The sequence below is a fragment of the Pseudonocardia sp. 2-7 genome, from assembly GCF_056341085.1.
Genome location: NZ_CP094507.1, coordinates 204,848 through 219,052, shown reverse-complemented (window position 1 = coordinate 219,052; position 14,205 = coordinate 204,848). Strand labels below are relative to the sequence as shown.

Annotated in this window: 17 protein-coding genes; 10 read left to right on the top strand and 7 right to left on the bottom strand. The window is 74.5% G+C overall.

The genetic code is table 11. From position 1 onward, the window contains the following. Positions 1-64: 64 nt before the first annotated feature. Positions 65-1,234 carry a TDT family transporter gene (locus MTO91_RS01105; protein WP_476653382.1) on the top strand — a complete coding sequence of 390 codons (1,170 nt, stop codon included), beginning with the start codon at positions 65-67 and terminating at the stop codon, positions 1,232-1,234. Positions 1,235-1,333: 99 nt separating this feature from the next. Here MTO91_RS01105 and MTO91_RS01100 read toward each other — a convergent pair whose 3' ends face one another. The 4 genes from MTO91_RS01100 to MTO91_RS01085 all read right to left on the bottom strand — a co-directional run bounded on the left by MTO91_RS01100 (position 1,334) and on the right by MTO91_RS01085 (position 3,749). Beyond that, positions 1,334-2,197: a sulfite exporter TauE/SafE family protein gene (locus MTO91_RS01100; RefSeq protein ID WP_476653380.1), complete on the bottom strand. Its 864-nt coding sequence runs from the start codon at positions 2,195-2,197 to the stop codon at positions 1,334-1,336. Continuing rightward, positions 2,194-2,535: a rhodanese-like domain-containing protein gene (locus MTO91_RS01095; protein WP_476653378.1), complete on the bottom strand. Its 342-nt coding sequence runs from the start codon at positions 2,533-2,535 to the stop codon at positions 2,194-2,196. The genes MTO91_RS01100 and MTO91_RS01095 overlap by 4 nt, the downstream gene beginning before the upstream one ends. Next, positions 2,532-3,341, bottom strand: a complete 810-nt coding sequence (locus MTO91_RS01090) for a GntR family transcriptional regulator (RefSeq protein ID WP_476653376.1) — start codon at positions 3,339-3,341, stop codon at positions 2,532-2,534. The genes MTO91_RS01095 and MTO91_RS01090 overlap by 4 nt, the downstream gene beginning before the upstream one ends. Before the next feature lie 186 nt (positions 3,342-3,527). Next, a complete protein-coding gene (locus tag MTO91_RS01085; RefSeq protein WP_476653374.1) occupies positions 3,528-3,749 on the bottom strand; it encodes a hypothetical protein in 222 nt (73 codons plus the stop codon). 665 nt (positions 3,750-4,414) lie between these two features. Between MTO91_RS01085 and MTO91_RS01080 the strand changes: the two genes are divergently transcribed. Next, positions 4,415-5,785 carry an MBL fold metallo-hydrolase gene (locus MTO91_RS01080; protein ID WP_476653372.1) on the top strand — a complete coding sequence of 457 codons (1,371 nt, stop codon included), beginning with the start codon at positions 4,415-4,417 and terminating at the stop codon, positions 5,783-5,785. Positions 5,786-5,794: 9 nt separating this feature from the next. Beyond that, positions 5,795-6,412, top strand: coding sequence for a class I SAM-dependent methyltransferase (locus tag MTO91_RS01075; RefSeq protein WP_476653371.1), 618 nt, complete (start codon positions 5,795-5,797; stop codon positions 6,410-6,412). A gap of 6 nt (positions 6,413-6,418) precedes the next feature. On the opposite strand, the gene MTO91_RS01070 is transcribed toward MTO91_RS01075, so the two are convergent. Next, positions 6,419-7,567 (bottom strand): cysteine--tRNA ligase, encoded by a 1,149-nt coding sequence (locus MTO91_RS01070; RefSeq protein ID WP_476653370.1) that lies wholly within the window; start codon positions 7,565-7,567, stop codon positions 6,419-6,421. Positions 7,568-7,713: 146 nt separating this feature from the next. After that, positions 7,714-8,115 (bottom strand): hypothetical protein, encoded by a 402-nt coding sequence (locus tag MTO91_RS01065; RefSeq protein ID WP_476653368.1) that lies wholly within the window; start codon positions 8,113-8,115, stop codon positions 7,714-7,716. Between the two features lie 133 nt (positions 8,116-8,248). Between MTO91_RS01065 and MTO91_RS01060 the strand changes: the two genes are divergently transcribed. The 7 genes from MTO91_RS01060 to MTO91_RS01030 all read left to right on the top strand — a co-directional run bounded on the left by MTO91_RS01060 (position 8,249) and on the right by MTO91_RS01030 (position 13,793). Further along, the gene (locus tag MTO91_RS01060; protein ID WP_251783176.1) at positions 8,249-8,515 is read left to right on the top strand and encodes a metal-sensitive transcriptional regulator; all 267 of its coding nucleotides are present in this window, start codon (positions 8,249-8,251) and stop codon (positions 8,513-8,515) included. 30 nt (positions 8,516-8,545) lie between these two features. After that, positions 8,546-9,145 (top strand): rhodanese-like domain-containing protein, encoded by a 600-nt coding sequence (locus MTO91_RS01055; protein WP_476653367.1) that lies wholly within the window; start codon positions 8,546-8,548, stop codon positions 9,143-9,145. Between the two features lie 72 nt (positions 9,146-9,217). After that, positions 9,218-9,559 carry a hypothetical protein gene (locus tag MTO91_RS01050; protein WP_476653365.1) on the top strand — a complete coding sequence of 114 codons (342 nt, stop codon included), beginning with the start codon at positions 9,218-9,220 and terminating at the stop codon, positions 9,557-9,559. Between the two features lie 190 nt (positions 9,560-9,749). Then, positions 9,750-10,373 (top strand): TetR/AcrR family transcriptional regulator, encoded by a 624-nt coding sequence (locus MTO91_RS01045; RefSeq protein WP_476653364.1) that lies wholly within the window; start codon positions 9,750-9,752, stop codon positions 10,371-10,373. Positions 10,374-10,451: 78 nt separating this feature from the next. Next, a complete protein-coding gene (locus MTO91_RS01040) occupies positions 10,452-11,291 on the top strand; it encodes an SDR family NAD(P)-dependent oxidoreductase (protein ID WP_476653362.1) in 840 nt (279 codons plus the stop codon). A 70-nt stretch (positions 11,292-11,361) separates the two neighbouring features. Then, on the top strand, positions 11,362-13,023 hold the full coding sequence (locus MTO91_RS01035) for a flavin monoamine oxidase family protein (protein ID WP_476653360.1): 1,662 nt from the start codon (positions 11,362-11,364) through the stop codon (positions 13,021-13,023). Beyond that, a complete protein-coding gene (locus MTO91_RS01030) occupies positions 13,023-13,793 on the top strand; it encodes a carbon-nitrogen hydrolase family protein (RefSeq protein ID WP_405420390.1) in 771 nt (256 codons plus the stop codon). The genes MTO91_RS01035 and MTO91_RS01030 overlap by 1 nt, the downstream gene beginning before the upstream one ends. Here MTO91_RS01030 and MTO91_RS01025 read toward each other — a convergent pair. Continuing rightward, the gene (locus tag MTO91_RS01025) at positions 13,784-14,155 is read right to left on the bottom strand and encodes a cupin domain-containing protein (protein ID WP_346102483.1); all 372 of its coding nucleotides are present in this window, start codon (positions 14,153-14,155) and stop codon (positions 13,784-13,786) included. The genes MTO91_RS01030 and MTO91_RS01025 overlap by 10 nt on opposite strands. Positions 14,156-14,205 lie beyond the last annotated feature (50 nt).

Here is a 14,205-nt window from a genome sequence, read left to right as displayed (position 1 = left end):
GCTTATGACTCCGCAACCAGGCGACGGGTACCCTCCGGCGCCTGCCGCGCGCACCGTGGAGACCATGACGACCCACCTGGACCGCCCCGCAGCCGAGGTCGGGGACCTGCCCCGGCTGCCGCACGCGCTCGCCCGGATCGGGCTGCTGCGCGACCTCGACCGCCCCGGCGACGCCGTCTCGTCGCTGGGGCCCAACTGGTTCGCATCGGTGATGGGCACCGGGATCGTCGGCGGCGCGGTCGCCACGCTGCCGCTGCGCTCGCCGGTCCTGACCGCCTGGGGCACCGCGGTGTGGGGACTGGCCTCGGTCCTGCTCGTCGTGCTGGTCGTGGCGACCGCGGCGCACCGCCTGCGCTTCCCCCGCCGGGCCCGCGGGCACGCGGCCGATCCGGTCGCCGTGCAGTTCTACGGCGCCGTCGCGATGGCCCTGATGACCGTCGGTGCCGGTGCCGTCCAGTTCGGGATCCCGGTCCTCGGTGCCACGGCCGCACTCACCACGAGCTGGACGCTGTGGCTGGCCGGCACCGCGTTCGGCCTGCTCACCGCCGTCGGCGTGCCCTACCTGATGATCACCCGCCACGAGATCGGCCCGGACGCCGCGTTCGGCGGCTGGCTGATGCCGGTCGTGCCGCCGATGGTGTCGGCGGCCGACGGCGCCCTGCTCGTCGCCCACCTCGCCCCGGGGCCGGGCCGGACGACGCTGCTGCTCGCCTGCTACGCGCTGTTCGGGATGAGCCTGTTCGCGACGCTCGCGCTGCTCCCGCAGATCTGGAACCGGCTGGTCGTGCACGGGACCGGCCCGGCCGCGACCGTCCCCACCCTGTGGATCGTCCTCGGCCCGCTCGGTCAGTCGGTCACCGCGGCGGGCCTGCTGGCGAATGTCGCGCCGGGCACGCTGCCGGAGCCGTTCGCGAGCGGCACCGCCGTGTTCGCCGTGCTCTACGGCGTCCCGGCCTGGGGGTTCGCCATGCTGTGGATGGCGCTGGCGGCCGCGGTGACCGTCCGGACGGCCCGCCGCGGGTTGCCGTTCGCGCTGACCTGGTGGAGCTTCACCTTCCCGCTCGGCACCTGCGTGACCGGGACGAACCTGCTCGCGGCCCGCCTCGGGACCCCGGCCCTGGTTGTCGTGGCGGTGGCGCTCTACGGGCTGCTCGTCATGGCGTGGGCGGTCGTCGCGGCCCGGACGGCGCACGGCGCACTGGTCCGCGGGAACCTGCTCGCTCCCGCACCCTGACCACCGCCTCCCTCCCGCCGCCCGCCCCGGCTGCTCCCAGGGGAACCTTCGGGGCTTCTATGGCAACGAGGGTTCCCCTGGGAGCACCCGGAGGGGCGGTCAGAGGGCGAGCAGGCTCTGCACCCCGACGAAAAGCCCGACGGCGCCGAGCAGCCCGGCGAACGCCCGGTTCAGCGCCGCACCGGACATCCGGTCGGCGACGAGCTTGCCGCCGAGTGCGCCGAGCACCGCGACCGCGGCGAACGGCCCGATGACCGCCCAGTCCAGGTCGAGGTGCCCGATCCGGGAGCCCATCGAGCTGATCGAGTTGAAGGTCAGCACCAGCAGCGAGGTGCCGATCGCCGCGGGCATCGGCAGGCCCATGAGCATGGTCAGGGCCGGGACGACGAGGAACCCGCCGCCGACCCCGAGGAACCCGGTCAGGAACCCGACGACCGAGCCGGCCCCGGCGATCTTCGCGACCCGGCGGACGGTCGCCCGGCGCCGGGTGGGGGCCTCGAGGACGGCGGTCGCGCCGGACGCCCCCCCGCCGGCCGCGGGAACCCCGGACCCGCCGTCGGGGCTCCCCGGCGAGGTGTCGGCGTCGTCGGTCCGCCGGGCCGACGACGACCCCCTGACCAGCATCAGCACGGCGATCAGGAGCGTGAGTGCGGCGAAGGACAGCAGCAGCACCGGCTGCGGCACGGCGCGGTTGACCAGCGACCCGGCCCAGGCCGTGGGCACGCCGACGACCCCGAACCCGACACCGGTCCGCCAGTCGATGGTACGACCGCGCAGCCGGACCAGGACGCCGGCGGCGGAGATGATGCCGACGATGACGATGCTGCCGGTCGTGGCCGTGCGGGCGTCCTGACCGAGCGCGTAGACCAGCGCGGGCACGGAGAGCACGCCACCGCCCCCACCGAGGGTCCCGATGACGAGTCCGACCACCAGACCCAGCGCTCCGGCCAGGACGCCGGTCATGTGACGGTCCCGGGTCCGCCGTCGTCGTCGACGAACGGGAGGCCGGCCTCGGACCAGGCCTTCATGCCACCGGCCATGTTCCGGACGTCGATCCCGGCGTCGGCCAGCGCCGCCGCGGCCCGGCCGGACCGGTTCCCGGAACGGCAGACGGCCACGACCATCCGGTCCTGGTCGAACGTCATCGGGTCCAGCTCCCCGAGCGGGGTGTGCACCGCGCCCTCGATGTGCCCGGCGCTCCACTCGGCGGGCTCGCGGACGTCGAGCAGCAGGGCCCCGCCGGCGGCGAGCTCCCGGGCGTCCACCGGGTCGGTCTGCGGGATCTGGTCGGGAGTGGTCATCGCCGTGGGTCCTTCCGGTCGGGGGAGCCGAGCAGGTCGAGCTGGTAGCCGTCCTTGGCGGAGAAGTCCGCGCGCAGGACGAAGCGGTCGCCGCGGACGAGGGTCTGGCGCCACTCCACCGGGCGTCCCTTGGCGCAGCCGAGGCGCCGGATCGAGAACGCGGCGGTGGACGGGCTCCCGCCCAGCAGCCGGCGCTCGGCAGGGGTGGGCAGAATGGGTTGGATGGTCTCCTCGCCGCCGGTGAGGACGACCCCGCAGAGCTCGGCGTAGCGCTCGTAGAGCGCGCCGGTGGTGAAGTCGGCCTTCAGCAGCGGGGCGGCGAGATCGAGCGGGAGCCACACCCGGTCCAGTGCGAGCGGGTCGCCACCGGCGAACCGCAGGCGTTCCAGGTGGACCAGCGGTGTGGACTCCTCCAGCCCGAGCCGGGCCGCGACGACGCCGTCGGCGCGGGTGTCCAGCGCCCGCACCACGCTCTGCTGTTCCAGGCCCATCGCGCGCACCGACGCGTTGAGGCTGTAGAGCGCACCGAGCCGCTGGGCGATCTCGACCGGCTCGGCCTGGCGCGACGGGCGTCCGCGCGTCCCGACGACACGGCCCTCGTCGCGCAGTACCTTGACCGCCTGCCGGACGGTGTGCCGGCTGACGCCGTACTCCTCCACCAGCGCCAGCTCGCCGGGGAACCCGTCGGTGAACGCGTCGAGGTCGAGGCGGCGCCGCAGGTCGTCGAGCAGCTGTTCCCAGAGCAGACGGCCGGGCTCGCGCCGGATCACGGCGGGGCCGGGGGCATCGGTCTCGGTGTCGGACACCCTTTGAATGTACGGTCATTTAGCGTCGGGAGGCAAGCCCCTCGGAGTGCCACGGACCACGCCGGAGCCATGGTCCGACCCACCGGCGGGCGCCGAGCGGTCACCGGCCCGGACGAGAGACGGGCACGGACGGGTCGCCGCCGGGGCGGGTCCGCATCCGAACCGGAGCACCGACCCGGAGGAACGTCAGAACGGCACGCCGGACCGGTGCGCGGCCCGCACGGCCACGGCCACCCGGCCGAGCAGGCCGGATCGGGCACCACCGCCCGGACGGCCGCCGGTGCCGCCGTCGCCCGGGATGTCCGCGGGCGGGGGCGCGTCCGCCGCGGACGGGCGGGCGACAGCCTGCTCCGCGGCGGGGGCGGCGGCCGGGGAGTCGGACAGGTGGGGACGGTCGGACGTGCGCACGGTCGCTCCGGGGATCCGGTGGGTCGGGACGGACGGGAAGCGACTCCGGTACTACCGGGCCGCTCGGACTCCCGGGCGACAGTGGCGGTCGTCGACCGACAGCTGGTCGGTGGCGATCAGGCACACGACGAAGCCGCGATCGACCGACGGAGCTGCGGGACACACGAGAACCACGACACCACGCGGTCCCCCGCCGCGCAACAGCCGGGCCGGTCGCAGGTGACCCGCCGACCCTCGACGGATGCAGGGTAAATGTACGGCTATTTGTTCGGCGCCGGACCCCCAGGAGGACATCGCGGGAGCGGACCCCATCAAGACCGGTGCGGGGCAGCGCAGCGGCGACCTCGTCAGTGAGTTTCCAGGTCGCGGGCGCGAGCTGATACTCCTGACTGCTCGACGCCCGGCGCAACCGGGCCGCGACGCCGGCACCCGCGCTGCCGTCGCCCACGATGACGATCCGGCGCCCCGGCACGTCCGTCGCCCGCTCTAATGTACGTACAAATAGGCTGCTGACCGGCCATCTCCGGCACAATGGTCCGAATCCGACCCATCTTCAGCCGGCGGGGTCGCCGGTTCGTGACCCGAGCCACGAACTTCAGTGGAATGTACGATCATTTCATCGAGTTGCCGCCAGTACCCCGAGGTCACTGCCGAGAGGACCGGACATGATCACCGTTCTGACCGTCGAGACGCCCGGCCTGGGCGACCGCAGCTACCTGGCGCACGACGGCCAGGTCGCCCTCGTCGTCGATCCCCAGCGCGACCACGACCGGGTCCGCGCCGCCGCCGACGAGGCGGGCGTCCGGATCACCCACGTGTTCGAGTCCCACATCCACAACGACTACGTCACCGGCAGCTTCCGGCTGGCCCGCGCGACCGGCGCGCAGTACCTGCTCAACGCCGACGACCCGGTCTCCTTCGAACGCGTCGGCGTCCGCGACGGTCAGGTCGTCGAGGTCGGCACGATGCACGTCCGGGTCCTGCACACCCCGGGACACACCCACACCCACCTGTCGTTCGCCGTCTCCGACGGCTCCGTGCCCGGCGCCGAGCCGGCGGTCGTCTTCACCGGCGGATCGCTCCTGTACGGCTCCACCGGCCGTCCCGACCTGCTGGGACCCGACCACACCGACACGCTCGCCCACGCCCAGTGGCGCTCCGCCCGGCGGCTCGCCGCGGAGCTGCCCGACTCCACCGATATCTTCCCGACCCACGGCTTCGGCAGCTTCTGCTCCGCCACCCAGGCCACCGGCACCGCGAGCACCATCGGGGCGGAGAAGGCGGCCAACCCCGCGCTGACCCGTGAGCAGGACGAGTGGGTCCGCGAGCTGCTGGCCGGGCTCGACGCGTTCCCCGCGTACTACGCGCACATGGGACCCGCCAACGCCGCCGGGCCGGACGAGATCGACCTGTCCGCTCCGGCCGAGGCCGACCCGGCCGAGCTGCGGCGGCGCATCGACGCGGGCGAGTGGGTCGTCGACCTGCGTACCGGGACCGCGTTCGCGGCCGGGCACGTCGCCGGGACGGTCAACATCGGGCTCGGCGGCCAGTTCGTGACCTATCTCGGCTGGCTCATGCCGTGGGGGACACCGGTGACACTGCTCGGGGAGACCGCGGCGGACGTCGCCGAGGCGCAGCGCGAGCTCGTCCGGATCGGGATCGACCGGCCGGCCGCGGCCGCGACCGGCAAGCCCGAGGAGTGGGCCGGCGACGCGCCGCTGCACAGCTTCCGCCAGGCCACGTTCGCCGATCTCGCCGCCGAGTACGACCGTGGCGCGCACCCGTCGGTCCTCGACGTCCGCCGGAACCCCGAGCGGGCCGGCGGGTGGGTGCGCGGCTCGGTCGGGATCCCGGTCCACGAGGTCCTGGACCGGCTCGACGAGGTCCCGGCCGGACCGGTCTGGGTGCACTGCGCCGGGGGCTACCGCGCCGCCGTCGTGGCCGGACTGCTCGACGCCCGCGGGATCGAGGTCGTGGCGATCGACGACGTGTTCGGCAACGCCGCGGCGGCGGGCCTGCCGGTCGTCGCCGGGTAGCGTGCCGCCGTGTCCACCGGTGAGCACCGCATCTTCGCCGCGCTGTACGACCGCGTCCTCGACCCCGTCGAGCGCCGGGTCCTCGGCCCGCGCCGGGCGGCGCTGGTCGGCGACCTGACCGGCCGCGTCCTCGACGTCGGCGCGGGCACCGGCGCCAACCTGCCGTACTACCGCGCCGCCGACGAGGTGATCGCCCTCGAACCGGACCCGGCCATGCGCCGCAGGCTCGACGACCGCGCCGCGGCCTGCGCCGTCCCGCTGACCGTGAGCGGGGCGGGCGCCGACGCACTGCCCGCCGCCGACGGCTCGGTCGACGCGGTGGTGTTCACCCTCGTCCTCTGCACCGTCCCCGATCCGGCGCGGGCACTGGCCGAGGCGCACCGGGTGCTGCGCCCGGGCGGGCGGCTGGTGGCGATCGAGCACGTCGTCGGGCACGGCCGGCCCGCGGCCTGGCGACGGCGGCTGGCCCCGCTGTGGGAGCGGATCGCGGCGGGCTGCCGGCTCGACCGCGACACCGAGGCAGCGGTCACCGCCGCCGGGTTCGTGCCCGGCGCCGTCGAGCGGTTCCCGGCCGCACCGTCGTGGGGGCCGATCGGCGCGATGGTGGCGCTGACCGCGACCCGCTGACCGGGGTCACTGCAGGGCGAGGGTCCGGATGACCGTGCGCGCCGCCTCGCCGCCCGACTCCAGCGCCGTCGCCACCGCGCGGGGGATGTCGAGGTCGTCGAGCAGCGCGTCGCGCACCGCGTCCACCGCGGCGGCCGAGCCGGGCTTGCGCCCGGCCGCGACGTAGAGCTCCTCCAGCCGCCCGGTCGCGAGCGCGAGGTCCTCGGGCCGGTACTCCCACGGCTGCGCCCACGGCCGGTCCAGCAGGAACAGGCGCACCGCGGCCCCCGGGGTGCCGGCGAGCAGGTCCTGCACCAGCACGAGGTTGCCGGTGGACTTGGCCATCTTGGCGCCGTCGACGGACACGATCCCGGCCTGGAACCCGCGCCGGGCGAACAGACCCGCGCCGGTCGCGGCCGCGGCCATCGCCGACTGGTACGCGTGGTGCGGGAACGCCAGGTCGGCGCCGCCCGCGAGCACGTCGACGACACCGCCGAGGGTCGCCAGGGCCATCGCGGCGCACTCGGCGTGCCAGCCCGGGCGTCCCGGCCCCCAGGGGCTCGGCCACGCCGGGTGGTCGCCGGCGGCGGGCTTCCACAGCGGCACGTCGAACGGGTCGTCCCGGTGCGGGTCACCGGGGTCGTCGCCGTACTCGGCGGACAGGGCCAGCGCGGTGTCACGGTCCAGGCCCGCCGCCCCCGGGACGCCGGCGCCGCGGAAGTACACCGCGCCGTCGCGCTGGTAGGCGGTGCCGGTCGCCAGCAGCGCCGCGGCCAGCGCGATCACGTGCTTCACGTGGTGGCGCGCGTGCGGGGCGTGGTCGGGCGGGGCCACCTGCAGGTCGGTCATGGTGCGGTCGAACCAGAACTCCTGGCGCAGACCGAACTCGTCGTAGTCGACACGGCGCTCGGCCGCGGTACGGGTGAGGACGTCGTCGACGTCGGTCACGTTGCGGGTCACCCGGGTCGGTGTGCCGGTCGACCGCACGACCCGGGCCAGCACATCGGCCCAGACGAACGTCGCGGCGTGCCCCAGATGGGTGACGTCGTAGGGGGTGATCCCGCAGACGTACACCCGCGCCGGCGCCGACAGCGGCAGCGGCGTCCCCGCCAGCACGAACGCGGCCCCTCCGCCCTCGTCGCCCCCGGCCGTGCCGTCCGAATCCAGCTGATCCATGTCGGCCATCCTCACCGGTCACCCGACGCCCGGGGAAGCCCTCCGCACCACCTGGTGTCCGTACATGTGGGACACCATGGTCGGCGTGTCCACGAGCGTGATGCCGCCGGCCGGGACCGGTCCGTCGACGTGCCGGGCCGACTCCGTCAGCGGGCGGTCCAGGTGCAGCCCCCGGTGAGGACGACCGACTCCCCCTCCAGAAACCGTGCGGCGGCCGCGCCGTGCAGCCGGGCGCTGGCGACCTCGACGCCGTCGGCCGTGGTCCGCGTGTAGCCGCACTCGGCGCCGGGCCCCGGACCGTCCGTGGTCCAGGTGCCGGGCTCGACGTCGACGCCGGCCCGGTGCACGCCCTGCTCCGCCTCACGCGCGGGCGGCGGTGCGACCTGGCGGGTCGCCGTCGCCTCGGCGGGCTCGTCGGTCACCACGAACGACCGGACCAGCAGCAGCGGCACGACGAGTGCGAGCAGCACCCACGGCCACAGCACTGTGCGCTGACCTGACGCCGCGCGCTCCGCGTAGTACCGCTCGTACGGCCCGTTCCCGTCCATGCGCCCGCCTCACCTTCCGACCTTGCTCTGCAGATCGAAGCGGCCCCCGGGATGCGTTACCGGCGTCCCGCCATGTGGTAGCGGAAGTACCCCGGGGGGTATACTGGAAGTGTCATCGAGGGAGGGGGACACCGTGCAGGTCCGACCCACGGAGCTGAGCGACGTCGTGACCCGGCTGCGCCGGGTCGAGGGCCAGATCGCCGGGATCATCCGCATGATCGAGGACGGCAGGGAGTGCCGCGACGTCATCACCCAGCTCGCCGCCGCCTCGAAGGCGCTCGACCGCGCCGGATTCAAAATCATCTCGACGGGTCTGCGGCACTGCATGACCGAGAACGCCGACGGCGAACGCGAGGTCGACGTGGCCCAGCTCGAGAAGCTGTTCCTCTCTCTCGCCTGAGTCCCGTCCCACTCCTCCGAAAGGGTTTCCGTGACCGCACAGCCCGCCACCCGCACCGTGACCCCCGCCGCCCTGCGCGAGTGGTCCGAGCCGCTGGTCGTCGACGTGCGCAGCGCCGCCGAGTTCGAGGCGCAGCACATCCGCGGCTCGTACCACGTTCCGCTGAACACCCTCGCCGAGCACACGGCCGAGCTCGCCCGCCACCTCGACGACCCGTCGTCGCCGCTGGTGCTGGTCTGCCAGTCGGGCGTGCGCGCCGAGCAGGGCCGCCGGCACCTGGCCGCCGCCGGACTGGACCGCGCCCACGTGCTCGACGGCGGGGTCGCCGCCTGGGTCGCGGCGGGCCACGAGGTCGTGCGCGGCCGCACCGCGTGGGCGCTCGAGCGCCAGGTCCGGCTCGTCGCGGGGTCCCTGGTGCTGACCGGGATCCTCGGCGGCCGCCTCGTCACACCGAAGCTGCGACTGCTCGCGGGCGGCATCGGCGCCGGACTCACCTTCTCCGCGCTGAGCAACACCTGCGCTATGGGGTCGGCGCTGGCGCGGCTGCCGTTCAACCGCGACGTCACCGAGCCCGCGGCCGAGGCCGTCGTCGAGCAGGTCCGGCGCCGGGAGCCCGGCCCCGTCCGCTGATCCGTCCCGGACGGCCGGGACGGATCAGATCGCCGGGTTCGCCGACATGCCCGAGCCGAGGACGGCGACAGCATGTCCGGCATCACCCACGGCACCCCCATGAGCAGCCACGCCTCGCCGAGCCCCTACCGCCGGGCCCGCCGCGCGAACGCCGCCTGCTCGGCCGCGGAGGCCGCCGGCAGCGACCCCGGGACCGGTACGTCGTCGATCATCGACACCCCCTCGGGTGACGAACCCCAGGGTCGGGTGGAGCAGCGTGTACAGACATCGGCGGGGGCTACCCTGCCCCGCATGGTCTCCCCCGCGGACGGACCGCGTCCGCACCGGCCCCGTCGCACGCAGGGCGAACGCCGAGCCAGCAGTCGGGTGATCATCCTCGCCGCCGCCCTCGATGAGCTGTTCGCGAACGGCTAGGTGTAGTGCCCATGACCGTGCAGCGCCGCGCCGGGGGTCACGGCGAGCCCGGGAGACAGAGCACGCGGACTGTTTGTCGGAGCGTCGCGCGCAAGGCCGGTCGTACACAGCAGGTTCACCCGGTCGGAACAGACGTGGCGCCGTACCGGGGAAGCCCGGGGGTGCGATCCGCCCGTGCTGGAATGGCGGGATGAGCACCGGCCGGACCTACGCGGGCGCGTCCGCGTCGGACCGCGCCGAGGACCGTCGCCGCCGGCTGCTCGACGCGGGACTGCAGGTGCTCGGGACCGACGGCTACCGGGCGGCCACCGTGCGCCGGATCTGCCGGGAGGCACGCGTCGCCGACCGGTACTTCTACGAGTGCTTCGACGGCACCGAGGCGCTGCTGCTCGCCGTCTACGCCGAGTGCACCGCCCGCCTCCGGGACGCGGTGCCCCCCGCACTGGCCGCGGCGCCCGGCACCGACCCGCTCACGCTGGCCCGGGCCGGTCTCGACGCGTTCCTGCGCGTGGTGGAGGACGACCCGCGGCTCGCCCGGGTGGTCTGGTTCGAGGTGCTCGGCGTGAGCCCCGAGGTCGAGCGGACCTCGCTGGAGACCATGTCCGGTTTCGGACGGCTGCTCCTGGCGCTCACCGCGGACCACGCCGCCCCCTCTCCCGCCGACGCCATCGCCACCCGGCTGCGCGCCGACGCCGTCATCGGCGGGATCAGCCACGTCGTCATGACCTGGACGGTGAGCGGGTTCGACCCGCCCCGCGACCGGGTCACGGACGCGCTCGCCCTCTTCCTCGTGGGCGGTACCGGCCTGGGATGACGCCGGTCACCCCGCTATGTGGAATCACGCGTCATCAGATTAGGGTCGCCCACCACACCCGCTCGTGAGGAGCCGACGATGAAGTCCTTCACCGGTCGTACCGCCGCCATCACCGGAGCCGCATCCGGCATCGGGCGCGCGCTGGCCCTGCGCCTCGCCGGCGACGGCTGCCACCTCGCCCTGGCCGACCGGGACGCCGCGGGCCTCGCCGAGACCGCCGCGCTCGCCGGGCCGCAGGTACGGGTCACCACCGCCGAGCTCGACGTCGCCGACGAGAAGGCCGTCTACGGCTGGGCCGACGCCGTCGTCGCCGACCACGGTGCCGTCCACATGATCGTCAACAACGCCGGCGTCGCGCTGTCGGGCACCACCGGGGCACTGTCCCTGGAGGACTACCGCTGGATCATGGACATCAACTTCTGGGGTGTGGTCCACGGGACCAAGGCGTTCCTGCCGCACATGGAGACCGCGGGCGCCGGCCACGTGGTCAATCTGTCGAGCATCTTCGGCGTCGCCGCGCAGCCCCTGATGAGCGGCTACAACGCGAGCAAGTACGCGGTCCGCGGGTTCACCGAGTCGCTGCGCCAGGACCTCGAGCTCACCGGGTCCCCGGTGTCCGCGACCTGCGTGCACCCCGGCGGGATCCGCACCAACATCGCGAAGGCCGCCCGGGTCGACGACAGCGTCGCCGCCGCCACCGGCCGCCCGGCCGCCGACGCCACCGCCGAGTTCGAGCGGATGCTCACCACCACCCCGGACCGGGCCGCGAAGACCATCCTGGACGGCGTGCGGCGCAACCAGCGCCGTGTCCTCATCGGACCGGACGCGTGGGCCATCGACTCGATGGTGCGGCTGCTGCCGACCACCTACCAGCGGATCGTCACCGGCGTCGTGCGCTCGCGGCGCGGAAAGGGCTGATCCGGGGCGGAGTCCTCGATAGGGTCGCGGGGCCGGGTGATCCCCGGCACACGACCCGAGGAGCCCACCCATGAGCCCCGAGCAGCCACCCGTCACCGCGTTCGGCCCGGACTTCCCCTTCCCCTACGACGACTGGCTGACCCACCCGGCCGGGCTCGGCCAGGTCCCACCGGACCGGCTGGGGACCGAGGTCGTGGTCGTCGGGGCCGGGATCGCCGGGCTCGTCGCCGCCTACGAGCTGATGCGCATCGGGCTGCGGCCGGTCGTGTACGAGTCCTCCCACCTGGGCGGACGGCTGCGCTCGCAGCCCTTCGAGGGTGCCGACGGGATCGTCGCCGAGCTGGGCGGGATGCGCTTCCCCCGCTCCTCGACGGCGTTCCACCACTACGTCGACCTGCTCGGGCTGCCCACCGCGCCGTTCCCGAACCCGCTGACGGAGGCGGCCGGCAGCACGGTGATCGACCTGCACGGGCGGACGTACTACGGCCGGACCCTGGCCGACCTGCCCCCGTTCTTCACCGAGGTCGCCGACGCCTGGGCGAGCGCGCTGGAGGAGGGCGCGGGCTTCACCGACCTGCAGCAGGCGATCCGCGAGCGCGACGTCGGGCGCATCCGGGCGCTCTGGGCGGAGCTCGTCGAGGTCTGGGACGACCGCACCTTCTACGACTTCGTGTCCACCTCGAAGGCGTTCTCCGACCTGTCCTTCGCCCACCGCGAGGCGTTCGGGCAGGTCGGCTTCGGGACCGGCGGCTGGGACTCGGACTTCCCGAACTCGATGCTGGAGATCCTGCGGGTGGTGCTGACCGGCTGCGACGAGGACCAGCTGCTCGTCGTCGGCGGGGTGGAGCAGGTGCCGCAGGGGCTGTGGACGCGCACCCCCGACGACCCGGTGCACTGGCCCGCCGGAACCAGCCTGTCGTCGCTGCACGGGGGCGGGACCCGGCCGGGTGTCGCGCGGCTGCACCGCCTCGACGCGGACACGATCCGTGTCACCGACGTCTACGGCGGCACCCGCGACGTGCCCGCGGTGCTCACCACCTGCCAGAGCTGGCTGCTGTCCACCCAGATCGACACCGACGAGTCGCTGTTCGGCCAGGAGGTGTGGATGGCCCTGGACCGCACCCGCTACATGCAGTCGACCAAGACGTTCGTGATGGTGGACCGGCCGTTCTGGCACGACGTCGACCCGGCGACCGGGCGCGAGGTCATGTCCACGACGCTGACCGACCGGCTCACCCGCAGCACGTACCTGTTCGACAACGGGCCGGACCGGCCCGGGGTGATCTGCCTGTCGTACTCGTGGATGAGCGACTCGCTGAAGATGCTGCCGTACCCGGTCGAGAAGCGGGTCGAGCTGGCGCTGGGCGCGCTGCGCAAGATCTACCCGACCGTCGACGTCGGGGCGCACGTCATCGGCGACCCGATCACCGTGACCTGGGAGTCCGACCCGCACAGCCTCGGTGCGTTCAAGGGCGCCCTGCCCGGGCACTACCGCTACAACCGGCGGATGTACTGCCACTTCGTGCAGGACGACCTGCCCGCCGCCGAGCGCGGGATCTTCGTGGCGGGCGACGACGTGTCGTGGACCCCGGCCTGGGCGGAGGGCGCGGTGCAGACCGCGCTGAACGCGGTCTGGGGGATCGTCGCGCACCTGGGCGGGTCCACCCCGCCGGACAACCCCGGCCCCGGGGACCGGTTCGCCGAGCTCGCGCCGCCCGCGCTCCCGGACTGATGCGCGTCGGGCTGCTGCAGACCGTCTCCCGGCCGCACGACGTGGCCGGGAACCTCGCCCGGCTCGCCGAGGCGTGCGCCGCCGCGGACGCGGACCTGCTCGTCACCCCGGAGATGTTCCTGACCGGTTACGACATCGGCGCCGATGCGGTCGCCGCGCTCGCCGAGCCGGCCGACGGGCCGTCGGCGGACGCCGTCGCCGCGATCGCCAGGACGTCGGGGACGGCGGTGCTCTACGGCTACCCGGAGCGCCACGGCGGACGGGTCGCCAACGCCGTCGCACTGGTCGGGCCGGACGGGACCCGGCTCGCCGGGTACCGCAAGACGCACCTGTTCGGCGCGCTCGACCGGGCCTGCTTCACCGCCTCGGACACCCCGCCCGCCGTCGCGACCTGGAACGGCTGGGGGCTGGGCCTGCTGGTCTGCTACGACGTCGAGTTCCCCGAGACCGTCCGCGCGCTGGCGCTGGCCGGCGCCGACGCGGTGCTGGTCCCGACCGCGAACATGCTCCCCTACGACCACGTGCCCCGGGTGCTCGTCCCGGCCCGGGCGTGGGAGAGCCAGGTGTACGTGGCCTACGCCAACTGGTGCGGCACCGAGGGGTCGCTGACCTACGGCGGGCTGTCCTGCGTCGCCGGGCCGGACGGCGCCGTGGTGCGGGCGGGCCGCGACCCGGAGCTGCTGGTGGCCGAGCTCGACCGGTCCGCGCTGGCGGTGTCGCGGCGGGCGAACCCCTACCTGGCCGACCGCCGTCCCGACCTCTACGGCTGAGGGGCCGGCCGGGGACCCGCCAGCAGGATCCACTCCAGGCACCCGCCGGGCCCGGGGGCGAGCACCTCGACCCGGTGGGCGTGCCCGCCCGCCACGTGCACGACCTCGTCCGCAGCGAGCTCCACCGACGGCCCGCCGGCCTCGACGCCCACCCGGGCCCGGCCGGCGAGGACGACGAGCAGCCGGTCGCACGGCGCGGCCGGGGCGTGCCACGCCCCGGCACCGGGGGCGAGCGCGAACCGTTCCAGGGCGAGATCGCCGTAGCCGTCGTCGCGGCCGACGAGCAGCTGGCGCGCCACCGGGGCCGGTTCCGGCGCCGGGTGGTGCGCGGCTGCCGGGGTCGTGCCGATCGTCGCGGTCATGGCCTGCCTCCACTCATCTGAGCGGTCCCAACACCGTCGAGTACACGGCC

Excerpts from the sequence above, each read along its gene's own strand:
- MTO91_RS01105 (WP_476653382.1), top strand. The coding sequence starts at position 65 with ATGACGACCCACCTGGACCGCCCCGCAGCCGAGGTCGGGGACCTGCCC.
- MTO91_RS01100 (WP_476653380.1), bottom strand. The coding sequence starts at position 2,197 with ATGACCGGCGTCCTGGCCGGAGCGCTGGGTCTGGTGGTCGGACTCGTC.
- MTO91_RS01095 (WP_476653378.1), bottom strand. The coding sequence starts at position 2,535 with ATGACCACTCCCGACCAGATCCCGCAGACCGACCCGGTGGACGCCCGG.
- MTO91_RS01080 (WP_476653372.1), top strand. The coding sequence starts at position 4,415 with ATGATCACCGTTCTGACCGTCGAGACGCCCGGCCTGGGCGACCGCAGC.
- MTO91_RS01070 (WP_476653370.1), bottom strand. The coding sequence starts at position 7,567 with ATGGATCAGCTGGATTCGGACGGCACGGCCGGGGGCGACGAGGGCGGA.
- MTO91_RS01065 (WP_476653368.1), bottom strand. The coding sequence starts at position 8,115 with ATGGACGGGAACGGGCCGTACGAGCGGTACTACGCGGAGCGCGCGGCG.
- MTO91_RS01050 (WP_476653365.1), top strand. The coding sequence starts at position 9,218 with ATGTCCGGCATCACCCACGGCACCCCCATGAGCAGCCACGCCTCGCCG.
- MTO91_RS01045 (WP_476653364.1), top strand. The coding sequence starts at position 9,750 with ATGAGCACCGGCCGGACCTACGCGGGCGCGTCCGCGTCGGACCGCGCC.
- MTO91_RS01040 (WP_476653362.1), top strand. The coding sequence starts at position 10,452 with ATGAAGTCCTTCACCGGTCGTACCGCCGCCATCACCGGAGCCGCATCC.
- MTO91_RS01035 (WP_476653360.1), top strand. The coding sequence starts at position 11,362 with ATGAGCCCCGAGCAGCCACCCGTCACCGCGTTCGGCCCGGACTTCCCC.
- MTO91_RS01030 (WP_405420390.1), top strand. The coding sequence starts at position 13,023 with ATGCGCGTCGGGCTGCTGCAGACCGTCTCCCGGCCGCACGACGTGGCC.
- MTO91_RS01025 (WP_346102483.1), bottom strand. The coding sequence starts at position 14,155 with ATGACCGCGACGATCGGCACGACCCCGGCAGCCGCGCACCACCCGGCG.